Here is a 14451-nt window from a genome sequence, read left to right as displayed (position 1 = left end):
CGAAAAATCCCCTTACTTACTTGTCGCCGGGCAGCTTGACGCCGGTGACCTGCGCATACATCCGCGCCACCGACGCATCGTCATCGCGGCTCATGCCGGCGGCTGATGTCATCAGGAACATCTGGAGCGCGGCGGCGGAGACCGGCACGGGGAATCGAGCACTGCGCGCCATGTCCTGGATGATGCCGAGATCCTTCACGAAAATCTCGACTGCGCTGCGCGGGGTATAATCGCCGTCGAGCACGTGCGGCATGCGGTTCTCGAACATCCAGGAATTGCCGGCGGAGGCCGTGATCACCTCATAGACCTTGCGGATGTCGAGACCCTGCTTGGCCGCGAACGCCATCGCTTCGCTGGCGGCGGCGATGTGCACGCCGGCGAGCAACTGATTGATCATCTTGAACGCAGCGCCCTGCCCTGCGGCATCGCCGAGCTCGTAGAGCTTGGCGGCCATGGCATCGAGCGCGGGCCGGGCCTTGGCAAACGCGGCGGGACTGCCGGAGGCCAGGATCGTCAGCTCGCCCTGCGCGGCGCGCTGCGCGCCGCCGGAGATCGGCGCATCCAGATAATGCCGGCCCGTTGCCTCGAGCTGCTTGGCAAGGCGCCGCGCCACGTCGGGATCCATGGTCGCCGAGGATATGAAGACGCTGTCCTTCGGCATGGTCTCGGCGGCGCCGTCCTTGCCGAACAGGATCGCCTCGGTCTGCGCCGCATTGACGACGACGCTGACGACGATGTCGGCCTCCTTGGCCGCCTCAGCCGGCGTCTTGGCGCCCGCGCCGCCATCCTTCACGAAACGCGAGACGGCATCGGCCGAAACGTCGCAGCCGGTCACGGCATGGCCGGCGCGCTTCAGCGAGGTCGCCATGCCGTATCCCATCGAGCCGAGGCCGACGACGGCGATGTGCTGATTTTGTGACGTGGAGGCGGACATATGCAACTGATCCTTGCGAACGTTTCCCGGACGGCCAGCCTTTGCGGCGGCTCGGCGAACCGATATCACGGCTTGGCCGCGCTGCCAAAGCGTGAGACAAGCGGGCATGACGGCCATAAAGACTGAGAACAGCAACGAGACAAGGCTGCGCGAGGATATCTGCCGCTTCGGACGCTCGCTGTTCGAGCGCGGGCTGACGCCGGGCTCCTCCGGCAATATCAGCGTCAAGCTGGACGGCGGCGGCTGGCTGGTGACGCCGACCAACGCCTCGCTCGGCTTCCTCGATCCGGCAAAGCTGTCGCGGCTGGACGATCAGGGTCGGCTGGTCTCGGGCGATGCGCCGACCAAGGAAGTTCCGCTGCACAATGCGCTCTACGACACGCGCGGCAGCGCGAAGGCGATCGTGCATCTGCATTCCACCCATTCGGTCGCGCTGTCGATGCTGCCCGAAATCGACCCGCGCGCCGCGCTGCCGGCGATGACGGCCTATTATTTGATGAAATGCGGCGCCACAGCACTCGTGCCCTATTACCGCCCCGGCGATCCCGCCGTCGCGGACGCGATCAAGGGACTGGCGGGGAAATATTCATCGGTGCTCCTCGCCAATCACGGCCCTGTCGTCGCCGGCGACACGCTGGAAGCGGCGGTGTTCGCGACGGAGGAGCTGGAGGAGACGGCGAAGCTGTACCTGCTGCTGCGGGGGATGAATCCGCGGTATCTGTCACCGGAGCAGGTGCAGGATCTGGTGAAGGTATTCGGGGTGACGTTGCCGGAACATGGGCACGAGTAGAAGCTCACGATGTCGCAGAAGGTAGAATATGTCCGAGTTACCAGCGAGTACGGCTTAGTCGTCCGTCTTGCCTCGTTGACCGAGCGAGGGCTCGCTTTGGAAAACTTGCTTGCAGCGATCGGGGTCTCTTCCCCATACGATAGCAACGACGAAATAGCGTCCTTCGGGCCCCATTTCGGCAGAGAGGCGCTCGACGCTATCGTCCGACGCTTGTCCGATCTCGGTCTGACGTATTTCGACGACTTCTTTGAGTTTGCAGGAGACTTCCCGGCGTGGTGCGCTTTTCGCGTTTCCGTGGCACGGACATAGCCAAATCGTCATTGCGAGCGGAGCAATGACGGAGGATGTGGCGACGACTGTAGCGACAATGCCGTAGGGTGGGCAAAGGCGCGCCAGCGCCGTGCCCACGTCTTTGGAAGGCGTGGGCACGCTTCGCTTTGCCCACCCTACGAAGCTTCTCTGCCGCTACAGCCCCAGATACGCCTTGCGCACGTCCGGATTGCCCTTGATCTCGCTCGCTGCGCCTTGCATCAGCACGCGGCCGGTTTGCAGGATGTAGGCGCGGTCGGCGATCTCCAGGCACTCGGCCATGCGCTGCTCGACGATCAGGACGGTCATGCCGGCGTCGCGGATGCGCTTCACCGCCTGGAAGATCTCATCGACCAGCTTTGGCATGATGCCCTGCGACGGCTCGTCCAACATCAGCAGCCGCGGGCGCGTCATCAGCGCGCGGCCGATCGCGAGCATCTGCTGCTCGCCGCCTGAGAGGGTTTCGGCGCGTTGCTCCAGACGTTCCGACAGGCGCGGAAACAGCTGGAAGACGAGATCGAGCGGCCCTTCGCGGTCCGCCTCGCCGCGATAGAGATAGCTGCCGAGGCGAAGATTGTCGCGCACCGACAGGCGCGGAAACAGCCGGCGGTTCTCCGGGACATAGGCGATGCCGGTGGCGGTGATGTGGTGCTGCGCCATGCCGTCGAGGCGCTTGCCGTCGAACGTCACGCTACCCGAACGCGGGCGCTCGGCACCGGCGATGGATTTGAGCAGCGTCGACTTGCCCGCGCCGTTGGCGCCGGCGACGCAGACGATCTCGCCCTTCTGGACCTCGATCGAGACCGCGGAGATCGCGACCAGCCCCTGATAGGCCGTCGTGACTTCACGCACGCTGAGCATGGCGATCTCCCAGATATGCGCTGATCACCTTGGGATCGCGGACGACGTCGGCGGGCTTGCCCTCGACCAGGACCTTGCCGAGGTCGAGCACGATGGCGCGGTCGACCAGCGGCATCACGATCTCCATGACATGCTCGACCATCAGCACCGTGATGCCGGCATCGCGCACCTTGCGCACCAGCGCGACACCGGTCTGTGCCTCGGTCGGCGTCAGGCCGGTGAGGACTTCGTCGAGCAGCAACAGCTTCGGCTCGGTCGCGAGCGCACGGGCGACTTCGAGGCGGCGCTTCTCGGCCGGCACGAGGTCACTCGCCAGCACGTCGGCGCGCGCGGCAAGGCCGGTGAACTCCAGCACCTCATGCGCCTTGCGGCGCGCCTCGCGCATCACGGTGTTGCGCACGAGGGCGCCGACGATGACGTTGTCGATCACAGTCATGGTCTCGAAACTCTTGACCACCTGGAAGGTGCGCCCGATCCCGCGCTGGCAGCGCTCGGCCGCCGGCATGCGGGTGACGTCCTCGCCGTCGAATAGGATCGAGCCTTGCGTCGGCGGCAGCACGCCGGCGATCAGATTGAACAGCGTCGACTTTCCGGCGCCATTGGGGCCGATCAGGCCGACGATCTCGCCGCGGCCGACCGAGATCGAGACGTCGCTGTTGGCGACGAGGCCGCCGAAGCGTTGCCAGACGCCACGGGTTTCGAGAAGCGCGGTCATCGGGCAGCCCCCGTCTTCTTCGGGCGTGAAAACAGGCTGAGCAGTCCTCGCGGCAAGGCCAGCGAGATCAGGACGATCAGCGTGCCGTAGACAATGAGGTCGACACCGCGGCCGGAGCCGCCCAACTTGAAGCGCGTCAGCTCGGTCAGCGGGATCAGAATGGCGGCCCCAAGCACCGGCCCCCACAGGGTGCCGATGCCGCCGAGCACGGCGGGCAGCGCCATCAGCAGCGAGAATTGGAAGCCCATGACGCTCTCAGGGTCGATGTAGGACACGAACTGCGCATAGAAGCTGCCGCCGACGGCAACCAGGAAGGCGGAGACGGCGGCCGCGCCCATCTTGGAATTGAACACATCCACGCCGAGGCTCTCCGCCGCGTCCGGATTGTCCTTCACCGCGCGCCACCAGAATCCCCATTTGGAATTTTCCAGCCACCAGGTGACGAACCAGGCGAGGCAGCACAGCGCCAGCGCGAAATAGAAATAGGGCAGCTTGGTGCGCAGGAACTGGAATTTCAGCCAACTGTCGCCGCGGATCGGAATGGTGATGCCCATCGCCGCGCCGGCCCATTCCCAGTTGTGGAACAGCAGCAACCCGATCTCGGCGATGACGATGGTGGCAATCACGAAGTAGTGGCCACGCAGGCGAAAGAAGGGATAACCGAGCCCCATCGCGATCAGCGCCGACACCACGCCGCCCGCTAGCATGCCGAACCAGGGCAGCACGCCGAACTTGGTGAACAGCAGCTCGGTGGTGTAGGCACCCAGGCCGAAATACAGCGCGTGCCCGAGCGAGATCTGCCCGCAATAGCCGGACAGGATGTTCCAGCTCTGCGACAGTCCCGCATACATCAGCGTCAGGATCAGGATGTTCTGGACGACGACATCCTTCACGAACAATGGCGTGAGCGCGGCGATCGCGGCAAGCACCGCGGCGATGATGAGATCGCGGCGGCGCCGCGCTGCAAAATCCTTGTCCATCAGATCGATCCGAACAGGCCGCGCGGCCGGATGAAGACGACCAGCAGATAGACCGCGTAGATGCCGACCGATTTCAGCGAGGGCGGCAACACCAGGGCGGTGGTGGCTTCGACGAGGCCGACGATGATGCCGCCGGCGAAGGCGCCGAACACGCTGCCGAAGCCGCCGAGCGCCACGGTGACGTAGGCGATCAGGGCAAAGGACGCGCCGACGTCGGGATAGATGTAGAAAAAGCTCGCCATGATCGCGCCGGCGAGGCCGACCAGCGCGGCGCCAAGGCCCCAGCCGAATGCGAACACGCGGTTCTTGTCGATGCCGACCAGCGCGACCGCGCCGGGATCTTCGCGCGTGGCTTCGATTGCGCGGCCGAAATCGGTGCGGTGGATGAAGACGTAGAGACCGGCAAAGGCCGCGATCGACACCAGCGCGCCAACCAGCTGCGGCTCCGGTAGGAAGATGCCGGCGATCGAGATGGTTTTACCGCCGAGCCAGGATTGCGGAATGCTGCGATAGTCCGGCGTGAAGAAGAACTGCGCGAGGCCGCGCATGACGATGGCAAGGCCAAAGGTCGTGAAGATCTGCACCATGCCGGCATTGGCCTTGGCCCGCATGGCGAAGCGTACAATCAAGAGATAGATCACCGCTCCGAACACGAACAGTGCCGCGGCGACCAGCGGCGCCGACAGCAAGGGGTCGATGGCGAAGAACGCGAACAGGAAGAAGGACAGATACATCGCGATCATCAGGAACTCGCCATGGGCGAAGTTCGTGACGTCCATCAGGCCGAAGATCAGCGCGAGGCCGACCGCGATCAGTCCGTAGAGCAGGCCCATGAGCAGGCCGCTTGCGAGACTCTGGATAATGGCTTGGGCTGTCAAAAGTCGTCCCCCGTTCGAAGCGTCATCATTTGCTCCGTCATTGCGAGCGAAGCGAAGCAATCCAGAAATGTCTCCAAGGAAGCAGTCTGGATTGCTTCGTCGCCAGCGCAAATTGCTTCGCAATTTGTCGCGGGCTCCTCGCAATGACGGTGTGGGAGCTGCCTGCTTCCCACAACGCCTGGCCCCGCCCCCGTAGTGCTTACTTCATCGGCCAGATCGCCTCGGCGATCGCGGCCTGCGGCGGGAAGATGGTGACGAACTTGCCGCCGACATATTGCAGCAGCACCGGGTCGGCGTCGTTGTTCTGGCCCATCTCGTCGAACTTGACGCGCTTCCAGGGCATGATGGTCTGCTCGCCCGGGATGTCGGTCGCGGCAAGCGCATCGCGGATCTTCTCGCCGTCGGTCGACTTGGCGCGGCTGATGGCGTCGGCGAGGATGATCAGGCCCATGAACTGGCGCGAGGTGAGGTCGTTGAAATCCTTGCCAGAGCGCGTCTTGAACATCTCGTTGATCTTGCCGACCATCGGGCGCTTCTGTGCGAGGTCGAGCGAGAAGGTACCGCGCGAGATCACGCCTTCGAGCTTGTCGCCGACGGCATCATAGAGCGCCTTCTCGGAGAAGCCGGCGTCCTGCGCCACGATCGCGTTGGGCTTGTAGCCGAGCTCGGCCATGGTCTTGACCAGCAGGATGCCGTCGGTGGTGTAGCTCGAGGGCATCAGCACGTCGGCGTTCGCAGACTTGAGCTGCTGCACCTCGGCCGAGAGCGAGGGCGAGTTGGCGCGGTACTTGATGTCGGTGACGATCTTGTAGGCGCGTTCGCCGGCGATCTTGGCCTGGGCGTTGCCGGAATCGGTGCCGAAGATGGTGTCCTCGTGGAACAGCGACAGCGTCTCGATCTTGGTGCCCTTCTTCTTCATGGCATCGAAGAAGTCGAACATCGCGGCCGAGTACATCTCGTCATGCGGCGCGGCGCGGAAGTAATATTTCAGACCGCGGCGATGCAGGCTCGGCGAGGAATTGTCGGCGGAAACGAACGGGACCTGATAGCGCTCGCAGATCTGGCTGACGGTGACGGCGACCGCGCTCTGATAGGTGCCGATGATGGCGCAGACCTTCTCCTGCGTGATCAGGCGCTCGGCCTCGGCGCGGCCCTTCTGCGGATCGGCCTGGTGATCGGCGAACACGAGGCGGATCTTCGCACCACCAAGACCCGGCAGGCCTTCGCCCTTGGCGAGCGGCAGGTCGAAATCAGTGTCCTTGTTGATGACCTCGAGCGCGGTCTCATAGGCCTTCTGCGCGTCGACGCCCTGCTGCGCGCTGCCGCCGGAGAACGGATAGATCACGCCGATCACGACTTCCGACGTCTGTGCGCGTGCAGCGAGCGGCACCAGCGCAGCGGTGGCGGTGGCACCTAACAACACGTCGCGGCGAGTGATTGTCATGGCAGAGTCCCCTATATCTGAATTTCGGCTGATCGAATGAAGCGATTGACGGATGCGGTAAAGCTCGAAGAAGCAGCAATCGCTGCCTACTTAAATCACGGCCATGGTCCTGTTCTTGAGATCCGTCACCAGCATCAGGCCCGGCGAATGCGTGATGGCGAACGGCAGCCTGGCGGCGTTGATGACTGATTGCGGCGTCACGCCACAAGCCCAGAACACCGGGATCTCGTCGTCGGCAACGGGCACCGGATCGCCGTAATCAGGCTTGGCGATATCCTTGATGCCGATCAGATGCGGATGTCCGAGATGCACGGGCGCACCGTGCACGGCCGGATAGCGCGAGGTGATCTGCACCGCGCGGATCGCGTCAGCGGGCTTGAACGGGCGCATCGACACGACCATGGGACCGACGAACGGCCTGGCCTCGCCGCAGGCGATGTTGGTGCGATACATCGGCACACGCACGTTCTGCTCGATATGGCGGATCGGCATGCCCTCGTCGAGCAGCGCCTCCTCGAACGAGAAGGAGCAACCGAGCACGAAGGTGACGAGATCGTCGCGCCAGTACTTCTTCACGTCGGTCGGCTCGTCCACGACCTCGCCGTCGCGCCAGACGCGGTAGCGCGGCACGTCGGTGCGGATGTCGAGATCGGCGCCGAGCGAGGGGATATGCGGGCTGCCAACATCGGACATGCCGATGATCGGGCATGGCTTTGGATTGAGCTGGCAGAAGCGGTGAAAGGCGCCGGCATATTCCGCGGGCAGGATCGCCAGATTGCCCTGGACGAAACCGGGGGCGGCGCCGGCGGTGGAGGCGACCAGCCCCTCGCGATAGGCGAGCCGGGCCTTGCGGCTCGGAAGGACGTCGGGCGTTTCAGTTTGCTGCGCTGCCACCAAAACAGTCATGTGATCGACCTGCCTATAAACTCGACAAGGACAAGCCAACACCAAGCGTGCTATAAAGTCTAATCGTCGTTTCTAATCAATCTCGATAAATCTATTTTATCGATTGGGAAAATCCTTCCAATGCTGGACTTTAGGTCGATCGAGACATTCCTCTGGGTTGTGAAGCTCGGCAGCTTCCGCGGCGCCGCGCAACGGCTCAACACCACTCAGCCGGCGATCTCCCAGCGCATCGCCCAGCTCGAGCGCGAGATGGGCGTGAAGCTCCTCAACCGCGATCATCGCGTCGCCTCGCCGACCCCGAGCGGCCGGCAGATGATGGTTTATGCGGAGAAGCTGATCGGCCTGCGGGCTCAGATGATGGCGGAGATCAGCGATGCATCCGCGATGCGCGGGGTGATGCGGCTCGGCGTCGCGGAGACCATCGTGCACACCTGGCTGCCGCGGCTCGTGAAGAGTGTGAACCAGATCTATCCGAACCTGTCGCTGGAGATCGAAGTCGACATCACGCCGAACCTCACCGCCCGCCTGCTCGCACAGGAGATCGAGCTTGCCTTCGTCGTCGGACCGCTGTCCGCCTCCGGCGTGCACAATCGCGTCCTCGCCGATTATCCGATCGGATTTCTTGCAAGCCCCTCGCTCGGTCTCGACAAGGGCCCGGTGACGCCGGCGGAGCTCGCGCGGTTTCCGATCATCACCTTCCCGCGCAAAACCAAGCCTTACGAGGTCGTGCGCGAGGTATTCGACCGCCCCGAGCTGCCGCCGATCCGGCTGCACGCCTCGGCCTCGCTCGCGACCGTGATCCACATGGCGGTGGAAGGGCTCGGTGTCGCCGTGATCCCGTCCGCCATCGTCGAGAACGAGCTCGCCGACGGGCGGCTGCAGCTGCTCGACACCGATCTTGCCATCGCGCCTCTCACCTTCACCGCGAGCTGGCTCGCCTCGCCCGACGTCGTCGCCGTGGAGCGCGTCGCTGAGCTGGCTCGGCAGATTGCGCAGAGCAGCCTCGCGGTTGACGCGCCCGCGCTGGCGGGTCATTGAAACAGGCGCCGGACAATCGAGAGAACGAACGCATGAGCCGAGCCGCCACCAACCTGCAAATCGATTCCGCCCGCCTCTGGGGCTCAATCCACGAGACCGCACAATTCGGTGCGACGGCCAAGGGCGGCGTGCGGCGGCTGACACTGAGCAACGACGACAAGCAGGTGCGCGACTGGTTCCGCAAGGCTTGCGAGGCCGCCGGACTGGAAGTCCACGTCGACGCGCTTGGATCGCAGTTCGGCCTGCGCAAGGGCCGCGACATGTCGAAGCTGCCCGTCGGCATCGGCTCACATCTCGACACCCAGCCGACCGGCGGCAAGTATGACGGCATTTTGGGGACGCTCGGCGCGCTGGAGGTGATCCGCACGCTGAACGATGCCGACATCGAAACCGAAGCGCCGATCTGCGTGGTCAACTGGACCAACGAGGAAGGCTCGCGCTTCGCACCTGCAATGATGGCCTCCGCGGCTTACGTCGGCGACTTTACCACTGACGACATTTTGTCGCGCAGGGACGCCGAGGGCATCACCGTCGGCCAGGCGCTCGACAGCATCGGCTATCGCGGCGACAAGCCGGTCGGCTTCCAGAAGCTCGGCTGCTTCGTCGAGCTGCACATCGAGCAGGGCCCGATCCTGGAGGCCGAAGCCAAGACCATCGGCGTGGTCGATTCCGGCCAGGGCGTGCTCTGGTACGACGGCAAGATTTCGGGTTTCGAGAGCCATGCCGGATCGACGCCGATGCCGCTGCGCCGTGATGCGCTGGCCACGCTGTCGGAGATCGTGCTGGCGATGGAGTCCATTGCCAAGAAGCATGGGCCCAACGCGGTCGGCACCATCGGCGAGGCCGTGATCGCAAACCCCTCACGCAACGTCATTCCCGGCGAGATCGCCTTCACCATGGATTGCCGCAGCGCCGACGGCGCGATCATGGACGCGCTCGATCGCGATTTGCGCACCGCCATTGCCGAGATCGCCGCACGCCGCAAGGTCGAGGTGAAGATCGACCTGGTCTGGCGCAAGCCACCGACGCATTTCGACCCCAAGCTGATCGCCGCGGTCGAGAACGCCGCAAAGACGCTCGGTTACTCCTCGCGCCGCATCACCTCCGGCGCCGGCCACGACGCCTGCAATCTCAACACCGTCATGCCTGCCGCGATGGTGTTCGTGCCTTGCAAGGACGGCATCAGCCACAACGAGCTGGAAGACGCCACGCAGCCCGATTGCGCCGCGGGCACCAACGTTCTCATGCATACCGTGCTGGCGATCGCCGGCGTCGCGTCCTGACCGGAGAAAACCATGCGCGGAGTATTCGTCGACGCCAATGAAACCTTGGCCGTGATCATGGAGCGGCTAACGAGGCCCGGCGATCCCAAGGTGCGGATTCACCGGGACCCCGACATCAAGCCCGAGCAATACCCTGAGATCCTCGATGGAGTCGAGATCGCGATCGTCGACCACACCGCGCTGCCGACCGAGGTGGCGAAGAAGTGTACCGGGCTGAAGCACGTCGTTTTCCTCGGCACCGGCGCGCGCAGCTATATGAACCCGGAGGAGCTAGCCGAACTCGGCATCTCCGTGCATCTGATCAAGGGTTACGGTGACACCGCGGTCGCCGAATCCGCGATCGCGCTGATGTGGGCCTCGGCCCGCGTCATCGCGATGATGGACCGCGAGATGCGCGGCGGCAATTGGCTGCGCGAGGACGGCATGCAGCTCACCGGCAAGACTCTCGGCCTGATCGGCTTCGGCGGCATCGCCGCCGAGGTTGCGCGCATTGCGTCGGGCAGCGGCATGAAGGTGATCGCCTGGAACCGCTCCCCGAAGAGCCATCCCGGCGTGGAGTTCACCGATCTCGACACGCTGCTGGCCAGGAGCGACGTCGTGTCGCTGCATCTTCTGCTCAACGACGAGACGCGCGGCATGATCACGCGCGAGAAGATCTTTGCGATGAAGCGTGGGGTCATTCTCGTCAACACCGCGCGCGCCGCGATCGTGGACGAAGCCGCGATGATCGAGGCGCTGAAGTCGGGCCATATCCGCCATGCCGGCCTCGACGTCTTCAACACCGAGCCGCTGCCCGGCGATCATCCGCTGACGAAGATTCCGAACGTGACCCTGTCGGCGCATTCCGCCTTCCGCACGCCGGAAGCCAGCGAGAACCTGATTGGCGCGGCGTGGGAGCACTGCCGCCGGATCGTGAATTCGTAGGGTGGGTTAGCTCTGCAGAGGCGCGAAGCGCATCTGCAGAGCGTAACCCACCATTGTCTATTTCCGCGGGACTGCAGAGGTGGATTCCGGCTTCGCCTAACCCACCCTACGCTCCCCGCCATATCCTGAAGGGATAAGAGCAACAACAATGGCCGACTATCGCACCATCCAGGCAGAGCCGCTCACCAAAGCCATCCACGCCATCGTCAAGGCCGGCGGCTCCTCGGACCGCGAGGCCGAGCTCGTGTCCACCAACTTGGTCGAGGCCAATCTCAAAGGCCACGACTCCCACGGCGTCGGCATGATCCCTCGCTATGTCCAGAGCGTCACCAATGGCGGCCTCGCCGTGAACCAGCACGTCAAGATCGTGCTCGACACCGGCCCGCTTCTCACCCTCGACGGCCTCACCGGCTACGGCCAGGTGATCGGCCATGAGGCGATGGAGCTCGCGGCCGAGCGCGCCAAGAAGAACGGCGTCTGCCTCGTCGGCCTCTCCAACTCGCACCATATCGGCCGCATCGGCCATTGGGCCGAGCAGTGCATCGACCACGGGCTGGTCTCGATCCACTTCGTCAACGTGATCTCGCGCCCGATCGTGGCACCCTGGGGCGGCAGCGACGCGCGCCACGGCACCAACCCGTTCTGCGTCGGCATCCCGCGCAGGGGCAAGGACCCGATCGTGCTCGACTTCGCCACCAGCAGGATCGCGCAGGGCAAGACCCGCGTTGCCCACAACAAGGGCGTCGCGCTCGAGAGCGGCACCATCATCGACAATGAGGGCAAGCCCACGGTCAATCCGCGCTACACCGTGATCCCGCCGTACGGCGCCATCCTCCCCTTCGGCGAGCACAAGGGTTCGGGGCTCGCGCTGGTCTGCGAAATCCTCGGCGGCGCGCTCTCCGGCGGGCAGGCGGTCAAGGGCCCGTCCGACGGCAAGTACAACGTCCTCAACGGCATGCTCTCGATCGTCATCGACCCGAACAAGCTCGGCACCGGCGAGAACCTCGCGCGCGAGGCCGAGAGCTTCGTTGCCTGGCACACCGGCTCGCCGCCCGCACCCGGCGTCGACAAGGTCAAGATCGCAGGAGATCCAGAGCGCGAGACCAAGACGAAGCGCCTCGCCGAAGGCATTCCGGTCGATCCAACCACCTGGCAGGAGATTCTGGAGGCCGGGAAGAAGTTTGGGCTCGATCAGGCGGCGATCGAGAAGATCGTGGGCTAGCGATCAGCTGTGTCAATTGAAACAGAAATCGTAGGGTGGGTTAGCCGCAGGCGTAACCCACCGCCTTCTTCGCTGGGACGAAAGAGGTGGGTTACGCTGCGCTAACCCACCCTACCGTTTCTGCGTCAATCCACCATATCCGCGACGGCCTTGCCGCAGGCGGAGGTGTCGGCATTGCCGCCGAGATCCTTGGTGCGCAGCGTGCGTTCGGCCAGCGTCCGCTCGATTGCCTCGACGATCGACTTGCCGGCTTCCTTCTCGCCGAGATGCTCGAGCATCATGGCGCCCGACCAGATCGCGCCGATCGGGTTGGCGATGCCCTGCCCTGCGATATCGGGCGCCGAGCCGTGCACCGGCTCGAACACCGAGGGGAAATCGCCCTCGGGGTTGATGTTGCCCGACGGCGCGATGCCGATGGTGCCGGTGCAGGCCGGGCCGAGGTCCGAGAGGATGTCGCCGAACAGGTTCGAGCCGACCACGACGTCGAACCAGTCGGGGTGCAGCACGAAGTTCGCAGTCAGAATATCGATGTGGTACTTGTCCCACTTCACGCCGGGAAACTTCTTGGCCATCGCCTCCACGCGCTCGTCCCAATAGGGCATGGTGATGGAGATGCCGTTGGACTTGGTCGCCGAGGTCAGATGCTTCTTCGGCCGCGACTGCGCGAGCTCGAAGGCGAACTTCAGGATGCGGTCGACGCCGGTACGGGTCATCACCGTCTGCTGCGTCACGAACTCGCGGTCAGTGTCCGGGAACATGCGGCCGCCGACCGAGGAATATTCGCCCTCGGTGTTTTCGCGCACCACCCAGAAATCGATGTCGCCGGGCTTGCGGCCCGCCAGCGGCGACGGCACGCCGGGCATCAGCCGCACCGGGCGCAGGTTCACATATTGGTCGAACTCGCGGCGAAACTTGATCAGCGAGCCCCACAGCGAGACGTGGTCCGGAATCTTGGCCGGCCAGCCGACCGCGCCGAAATAGATCGCATCGTGCTTGCCGATCTTGTCCTTCCAGTCATCCGGCATCATCTGGCCGTGCTTCTCGTAATAGTCCCAGGACGAGAAGTCGAAATGGTCGAAATGCACGGCGACCCCATGCTTCTTTGCCGCCGCCTCCAGGACGCGCAGGCCCTCCGGCATGACTTCCTTGCCGATGCCGTCGCCGGGAATGACCGCGATCCGGTATTGTTTCTTGCTCATCGAGAACGTCCTTGGTTGGTCCGGCAGCCGCCGCCTTTTGACCGCACTGCAATGGACCAAACGCGTCGGCAGTGCAACGCTGCACTGCAATGTTGACCATGGCGCGGCCGGGCGCCTACTGATTTGATCCTGTTCCTATCCTGCGAGTACCACTCATGGATCTGCATCTGCGTGGCAAGCGTGTCCTGATCACGGGCGCGTCCAAGGGCATTGGCGCGGCCGCCACCGAGGCGTTTGCCGAGGAAGGCGCGCACCTCCTGCTCGCCGCCCGCAGCGGCGATCAGCTCAAGGCGCTGGCCGACCGATTGCGTTCCGCGCATCAGATCGATGTTGCAACGAGCATCGTCGATCTGCGCAAGGCCGAGGACGTGACGCGACTCGCCAGGGAGGCCGCCGATATCGACGTGCTCGTCAACAATGCCGGCGACATCCCCGGCGGCTCGATCGACAAGATCGACGAGGCGACCTGGCGCCACGCCTGGGAGTTGAAAGTCTTCGGCTACATCAATCTCACGCGGCAGATTTACGCGCAGATGAAAGCAAAGGGCGGCGGCGTCATCGTCAACGACATCGGGGCTGCCGGCGAAAAGTTCGATGCCAATTACATCTGCGGCAGTGCCGGCAATGCCGCGCTGATGGCCTTCACCCGTGCGCTCGGGGGAAAAAGCCTCGCCGACAACATCCGTGTGGTCGGCATCAATCCCGGCCCTGTCGGCACCGATCGCCATGTCACGCTGCTGAAGACGCGGGCCAAGCAACAGTTCGGCGACGAGAGCCGCTACAAAGAGTTCCAGAAGAGCCTGCCGCTCGGCCGTCCCGCGCATGCACGAGAGATCGGTGACCTCATGGCGTTCCTGGCGTCGGACCGCGCCGGGTATACCTCGGGTGTGATCTACACCGTGGACGGCGGCATCAGCGCCGGGTGGGGTTAACTGGCACGTGGTGTTTGGGAACGTCGTTCCGGGGCG

General features: G+C 64.4%; 14 protein-coding genes. 6 read left to right on the top strand and 8 right to left on the bottom strand.

Annotated features, from left to right (window positions below):
- Nucleotides 1-16 precede the first annotated feature (16 nt).
- Entirely contained in the window at nucleotides 17-1042 is a 1026-nt protein-coding gene (ltnD, locus tag IVA79_RS36365) for an L-threonate dehydrogenase (protein ID WP_256465689.1), read from the bottom strand.
- Here ltnD and IVA79_RS36360 point away from each other — a divergent pair.
- Nucleotides 1041-1724: an aldolase gene (locus tag IVA79_RS36360; protein ID WP_247562094.1), complete on the top strand. Its 684-nt coding sequence runs from the start codon at nucleotides 1041-1043 to the stop codon at nucleotides 1722-1724. The two genes, ltnD and IVA79_RS36360, sit on opposite strands and share 2 nt — an antisense overlap.
- A 465-nt stretch (nucleotides 1725-2189) precedes the next feature.
- Here the strand turns inward: IVA79_RS36360 and IVA79_RS36355 are convergent, their stop codons facing one another.
- From IVA79_RS36355 to IVA79_RS36330, 6 genes are all read right to left on the bottom strand, one after another.
- Nucleotides 2190-2894 (bottom strand): ABC transporter ATP-binding protein, encoded by a 705-nt coding sequence (locus tag IVA79_RS36355; RefSeq protein ID WP_247562092.1) that lies wholly within the window; start codon nucleotides 2892-2894, stop codon nucleotides 2190-2192.
- On the bottom strand, nucleotides 2878-3609 hold the full coding sequence (locus tag IVA79_RS36350) for an ABC transporter ATP-binding protein (RefSeq protein WP_247562091.1): 732 nt from the start codon (nucleotides 3607-3609) through the stop codon (nucleotides 2878-2880). Before IVA79_RS36350 ends, IVA79_RS36355 begins: the two co-directional genes overlap by 17 nt.
- Entirely contained in the window at nucleotides 3606-4589 is a 984-nt protein-coding gene (locus IVA79_RS36345; protein WP_247562090.1) for a branched-chain amino acid ABC transporter permease, read from the bottom strand. Before IVA79_RS36345 ends, IVA79_RS36350 begins: the two co-directional genes overlap by 4 nt.
- Entirely contained in the window at nucleotides 4589-5467 is an 879-nt protein-coding gene (locus tag IVA79_RS36340; protein WP_256465687.1) for a branched-chain amino acid ABC transporter permease, read from the bottom strand. Before IVA79_RS36340 ends, IVA79_RS36345 begins: the two co-directional genes overlap by 1 nt.
- A gap of 199 nt (nucleotides 5468-5666) precedes the next feature.
- The gene (locus IVA79_RS36335) at nucleotides 5667-6911 is read right to left on the bottom strand and encodes an ABC transporter substrate-binding protein (RefSeq protein ID WP_247562089.1); all 1245 of its coding nucleotides are present in this window, start codon (nucleotides 6909-6911) and stop codon (nucleotides 5667-5669) included.
- Nucleotides 6912-7001: 90 nt separating this feature from the next.
- Nucleotides 7002-7817, bottom strand: coding sequence for a putative hydro-lyase (locus tag IVA79_RS36330; RefSeq protein ID WP_247562088.1), 816 nt, complete (start codon nucleotides 7815-7817; stop codon nucleotides 7002-7004).
- Between the two features lie 120 nt (nucleotides 7818-7937).
- Here IVA79_RS36330 and IVA79_RS36325 point away from each other — a divergent pair, with 120 nt between their 5' ends.
- The 4 genes from IVA79_RS36325 to IVA79_RS36310 all read left to right on the top strand — a co-directional run bounded on the left by IVA79_RS36325 (nucleotide 7938) and on the right by IVA79_RS36310 (nucleotide 12284).
- Nucleotides 7938-8855 (top strand): LysR family transcriptional regulator, encoded by a 918-nt coding sequence (locus IVA79_RS36325; RefSeq protein ID WP_247562086.1) that lies wholly within the window; start codon nucleotides 7938-7940, stop codon nucleotides 8853-8855.
- Between the two features lie 32 nt (nucleotides 8856-8887).
- A complete protein-coding gene (locus tag IVA79_RS36320; RefSeq protein WP_247562085.1) occupies nucleotides 8888-10138 on the top strand; it encodes a Zn-dependent hydrolase in 1251 nt (416 codons plus the stop codon).
- Between the two features lie 12 nt (nucleotides 10139-10150).
- On the top strand, nucleotides 10151-11062 hold the full coding sequence (locus IVA79_RS36315; protein WP_247562084.1) for an NAD(P)-dependent oxidoreductase: 912 nt from the start codon (nucleotides 10151-10153) through the stop codon (nucleotides 11060-11062).
- 148 nt (nucleotides 11063-11210) lie between these two features.
- A complete protein-coding gene (locus IVA79_RS36310; RefSeq protein ID WP_247562083.1) occupies nucleotides 11211-12284 on the top strand; it encodes a malate/lactate/ureidoglycolate dehydrogenase in 1074 nt (357 codons plus the stop codon).
- Between the two features lie 125 nt (nucleotides 12285-12409).
- Here the strand turns inward: IVA79_RS36310 and IVA79_RS36305 are convergent, their stop codons facing one another.
- Nucleotides 12410-13483 carry a tartrate dehydrogenase gene (locus IVA79_RS36305; protein ID WP_247562082.1) on the bottom strand — a complete coding sequence of 358 codons (1074 nt, stop codon included), beginning with the start codon at nucleotides 13481-13483 and terminating at the stop codon, nucleotides 12410-12412.
- 155 nt (nucleotides 13484-13638) lie between these two features.
- Here IVA79_RS36305 and IVA79_RS36300 point away from each other — a divergent pair, with 155 nt between their 5' ends.
- Entirely contained in the window at nucleotides 13639-14415 is a 777-nt protein-coding gene (locus tag IVA79_RS36300; RefSeq protein ID WP_247562081.1) for an SDR family oxidoreductase, read from the top strand.
- Nucleotides 14416-14451 lie beyond the last annotated feature (36 nt).

This window comes from Bradyrhizobium sp. 138, from assembly GCF_023074075.1.
Taxonomy (GTDB): Bacteria; Pseudomonadota; Alphaproteobacteria; order Rhizobiales; family Xanthobacteraceae; genus Bradyrhizobium.
This window is presented reverse-complemented; position numbering and strand designations above follow the sequence as displayed.

Excerpts from the sequence above, each read along its gene's own strand:
- IVA79_RS36360 (WP_247562094.1), top strand. The coding sequence starts at position 1,041 with ATGACGGCCATAAAGACTGAGAACAGCAACGAGACAAGGCTGCGCGAG.
- ltnD (WP_256465689.1), bottom strand. The coding sequence starts at position 1,042 with ATGCCCGCTTGTCTCACGCTTTGGCAGCGCGGCCAAGCCGTGATATCG.
- IVA79_RS36355 (WP_247562092.1), bottom strand. The coding sequence starts at position 2,894 with ATGCTCAGCGTGCGTGAAGTCACGACGGCCTATCAGGGGCTGGTCGCG.
- IVA79_RS36350 (WP_247562091.1), bottom strand. The coding sequence starts at position 3,609 with ATGACCGCGCTTCTCGAAACCCGTGGCGTCTGGCAACGCTTCGGCGGC.
- IVA79_RS36345 (WP_247562090.1), bottom strand. The coding sequence starts at position 4,589 with ATGGACAAGGATTTTGCAGCGCGGCGCCGCCGCGATCTCATCATCGCC.
- IVA79_RS36335 (WP_247562089.1), bottom strand. The coding sequence starts at position 6,911 with ATGACAATCACTCGCCGCGACGTGTTGTTAGGTGCCACCGCCACCGCT.
- IVA79_RS36330 (WP_247562088.1), bottom strand. The coding sequence starts at position 7,817 with ATGACTGTTTTGGTGGCAGCGCAGCAAACTGAAACGCCCGACGTCCTT.
- IVA79_RS36325 (WP_247562086.1), top strand. The coding sequence starts at position 7,938 with ATGCTGGACTTTAGGTCGATCGAGACATTCCTCTGGGTTGTGAAGCTC.
- IVA79_RS36320 (WP_247562085.1), top strand. The coding sequence starts at position 8,888 with ATGAGCCGAGCCGCCACCAACCTGCAAATCGATTCCGCCCGCCTCTGG.
- IVA79_RS36315 (WP_247562084.1), top strand. The coding sequence starts at position 10,151 with ATGCGCGGAGTATTCGTCGACGCCAATGAAACCTTGGCCGTGATCATG.
- IVA79_RS36310 (WP_247562083.1), top strand. The coding sequence starts at position 11,211 with ATGGCCGACTATCGCACCATCCAGGCAGAGCCGCTCACCAAAGCCATC.
- IVA79_RS36305 (WP_247562082.1), bottom strand. The coding sequence starts at position 13,483 with ATGAGCAAGAAACAATACCGGATCGCGGTCATTCCCGGCGACGGCATC.
- IVA79_RS36300 (WP_247562081.1), top strand. The coding sequence starts at position 13,639 with ATGGATCTGCATCTGCGTGGCAAGCGTGTCCTGATCACGGGCGCGTCC.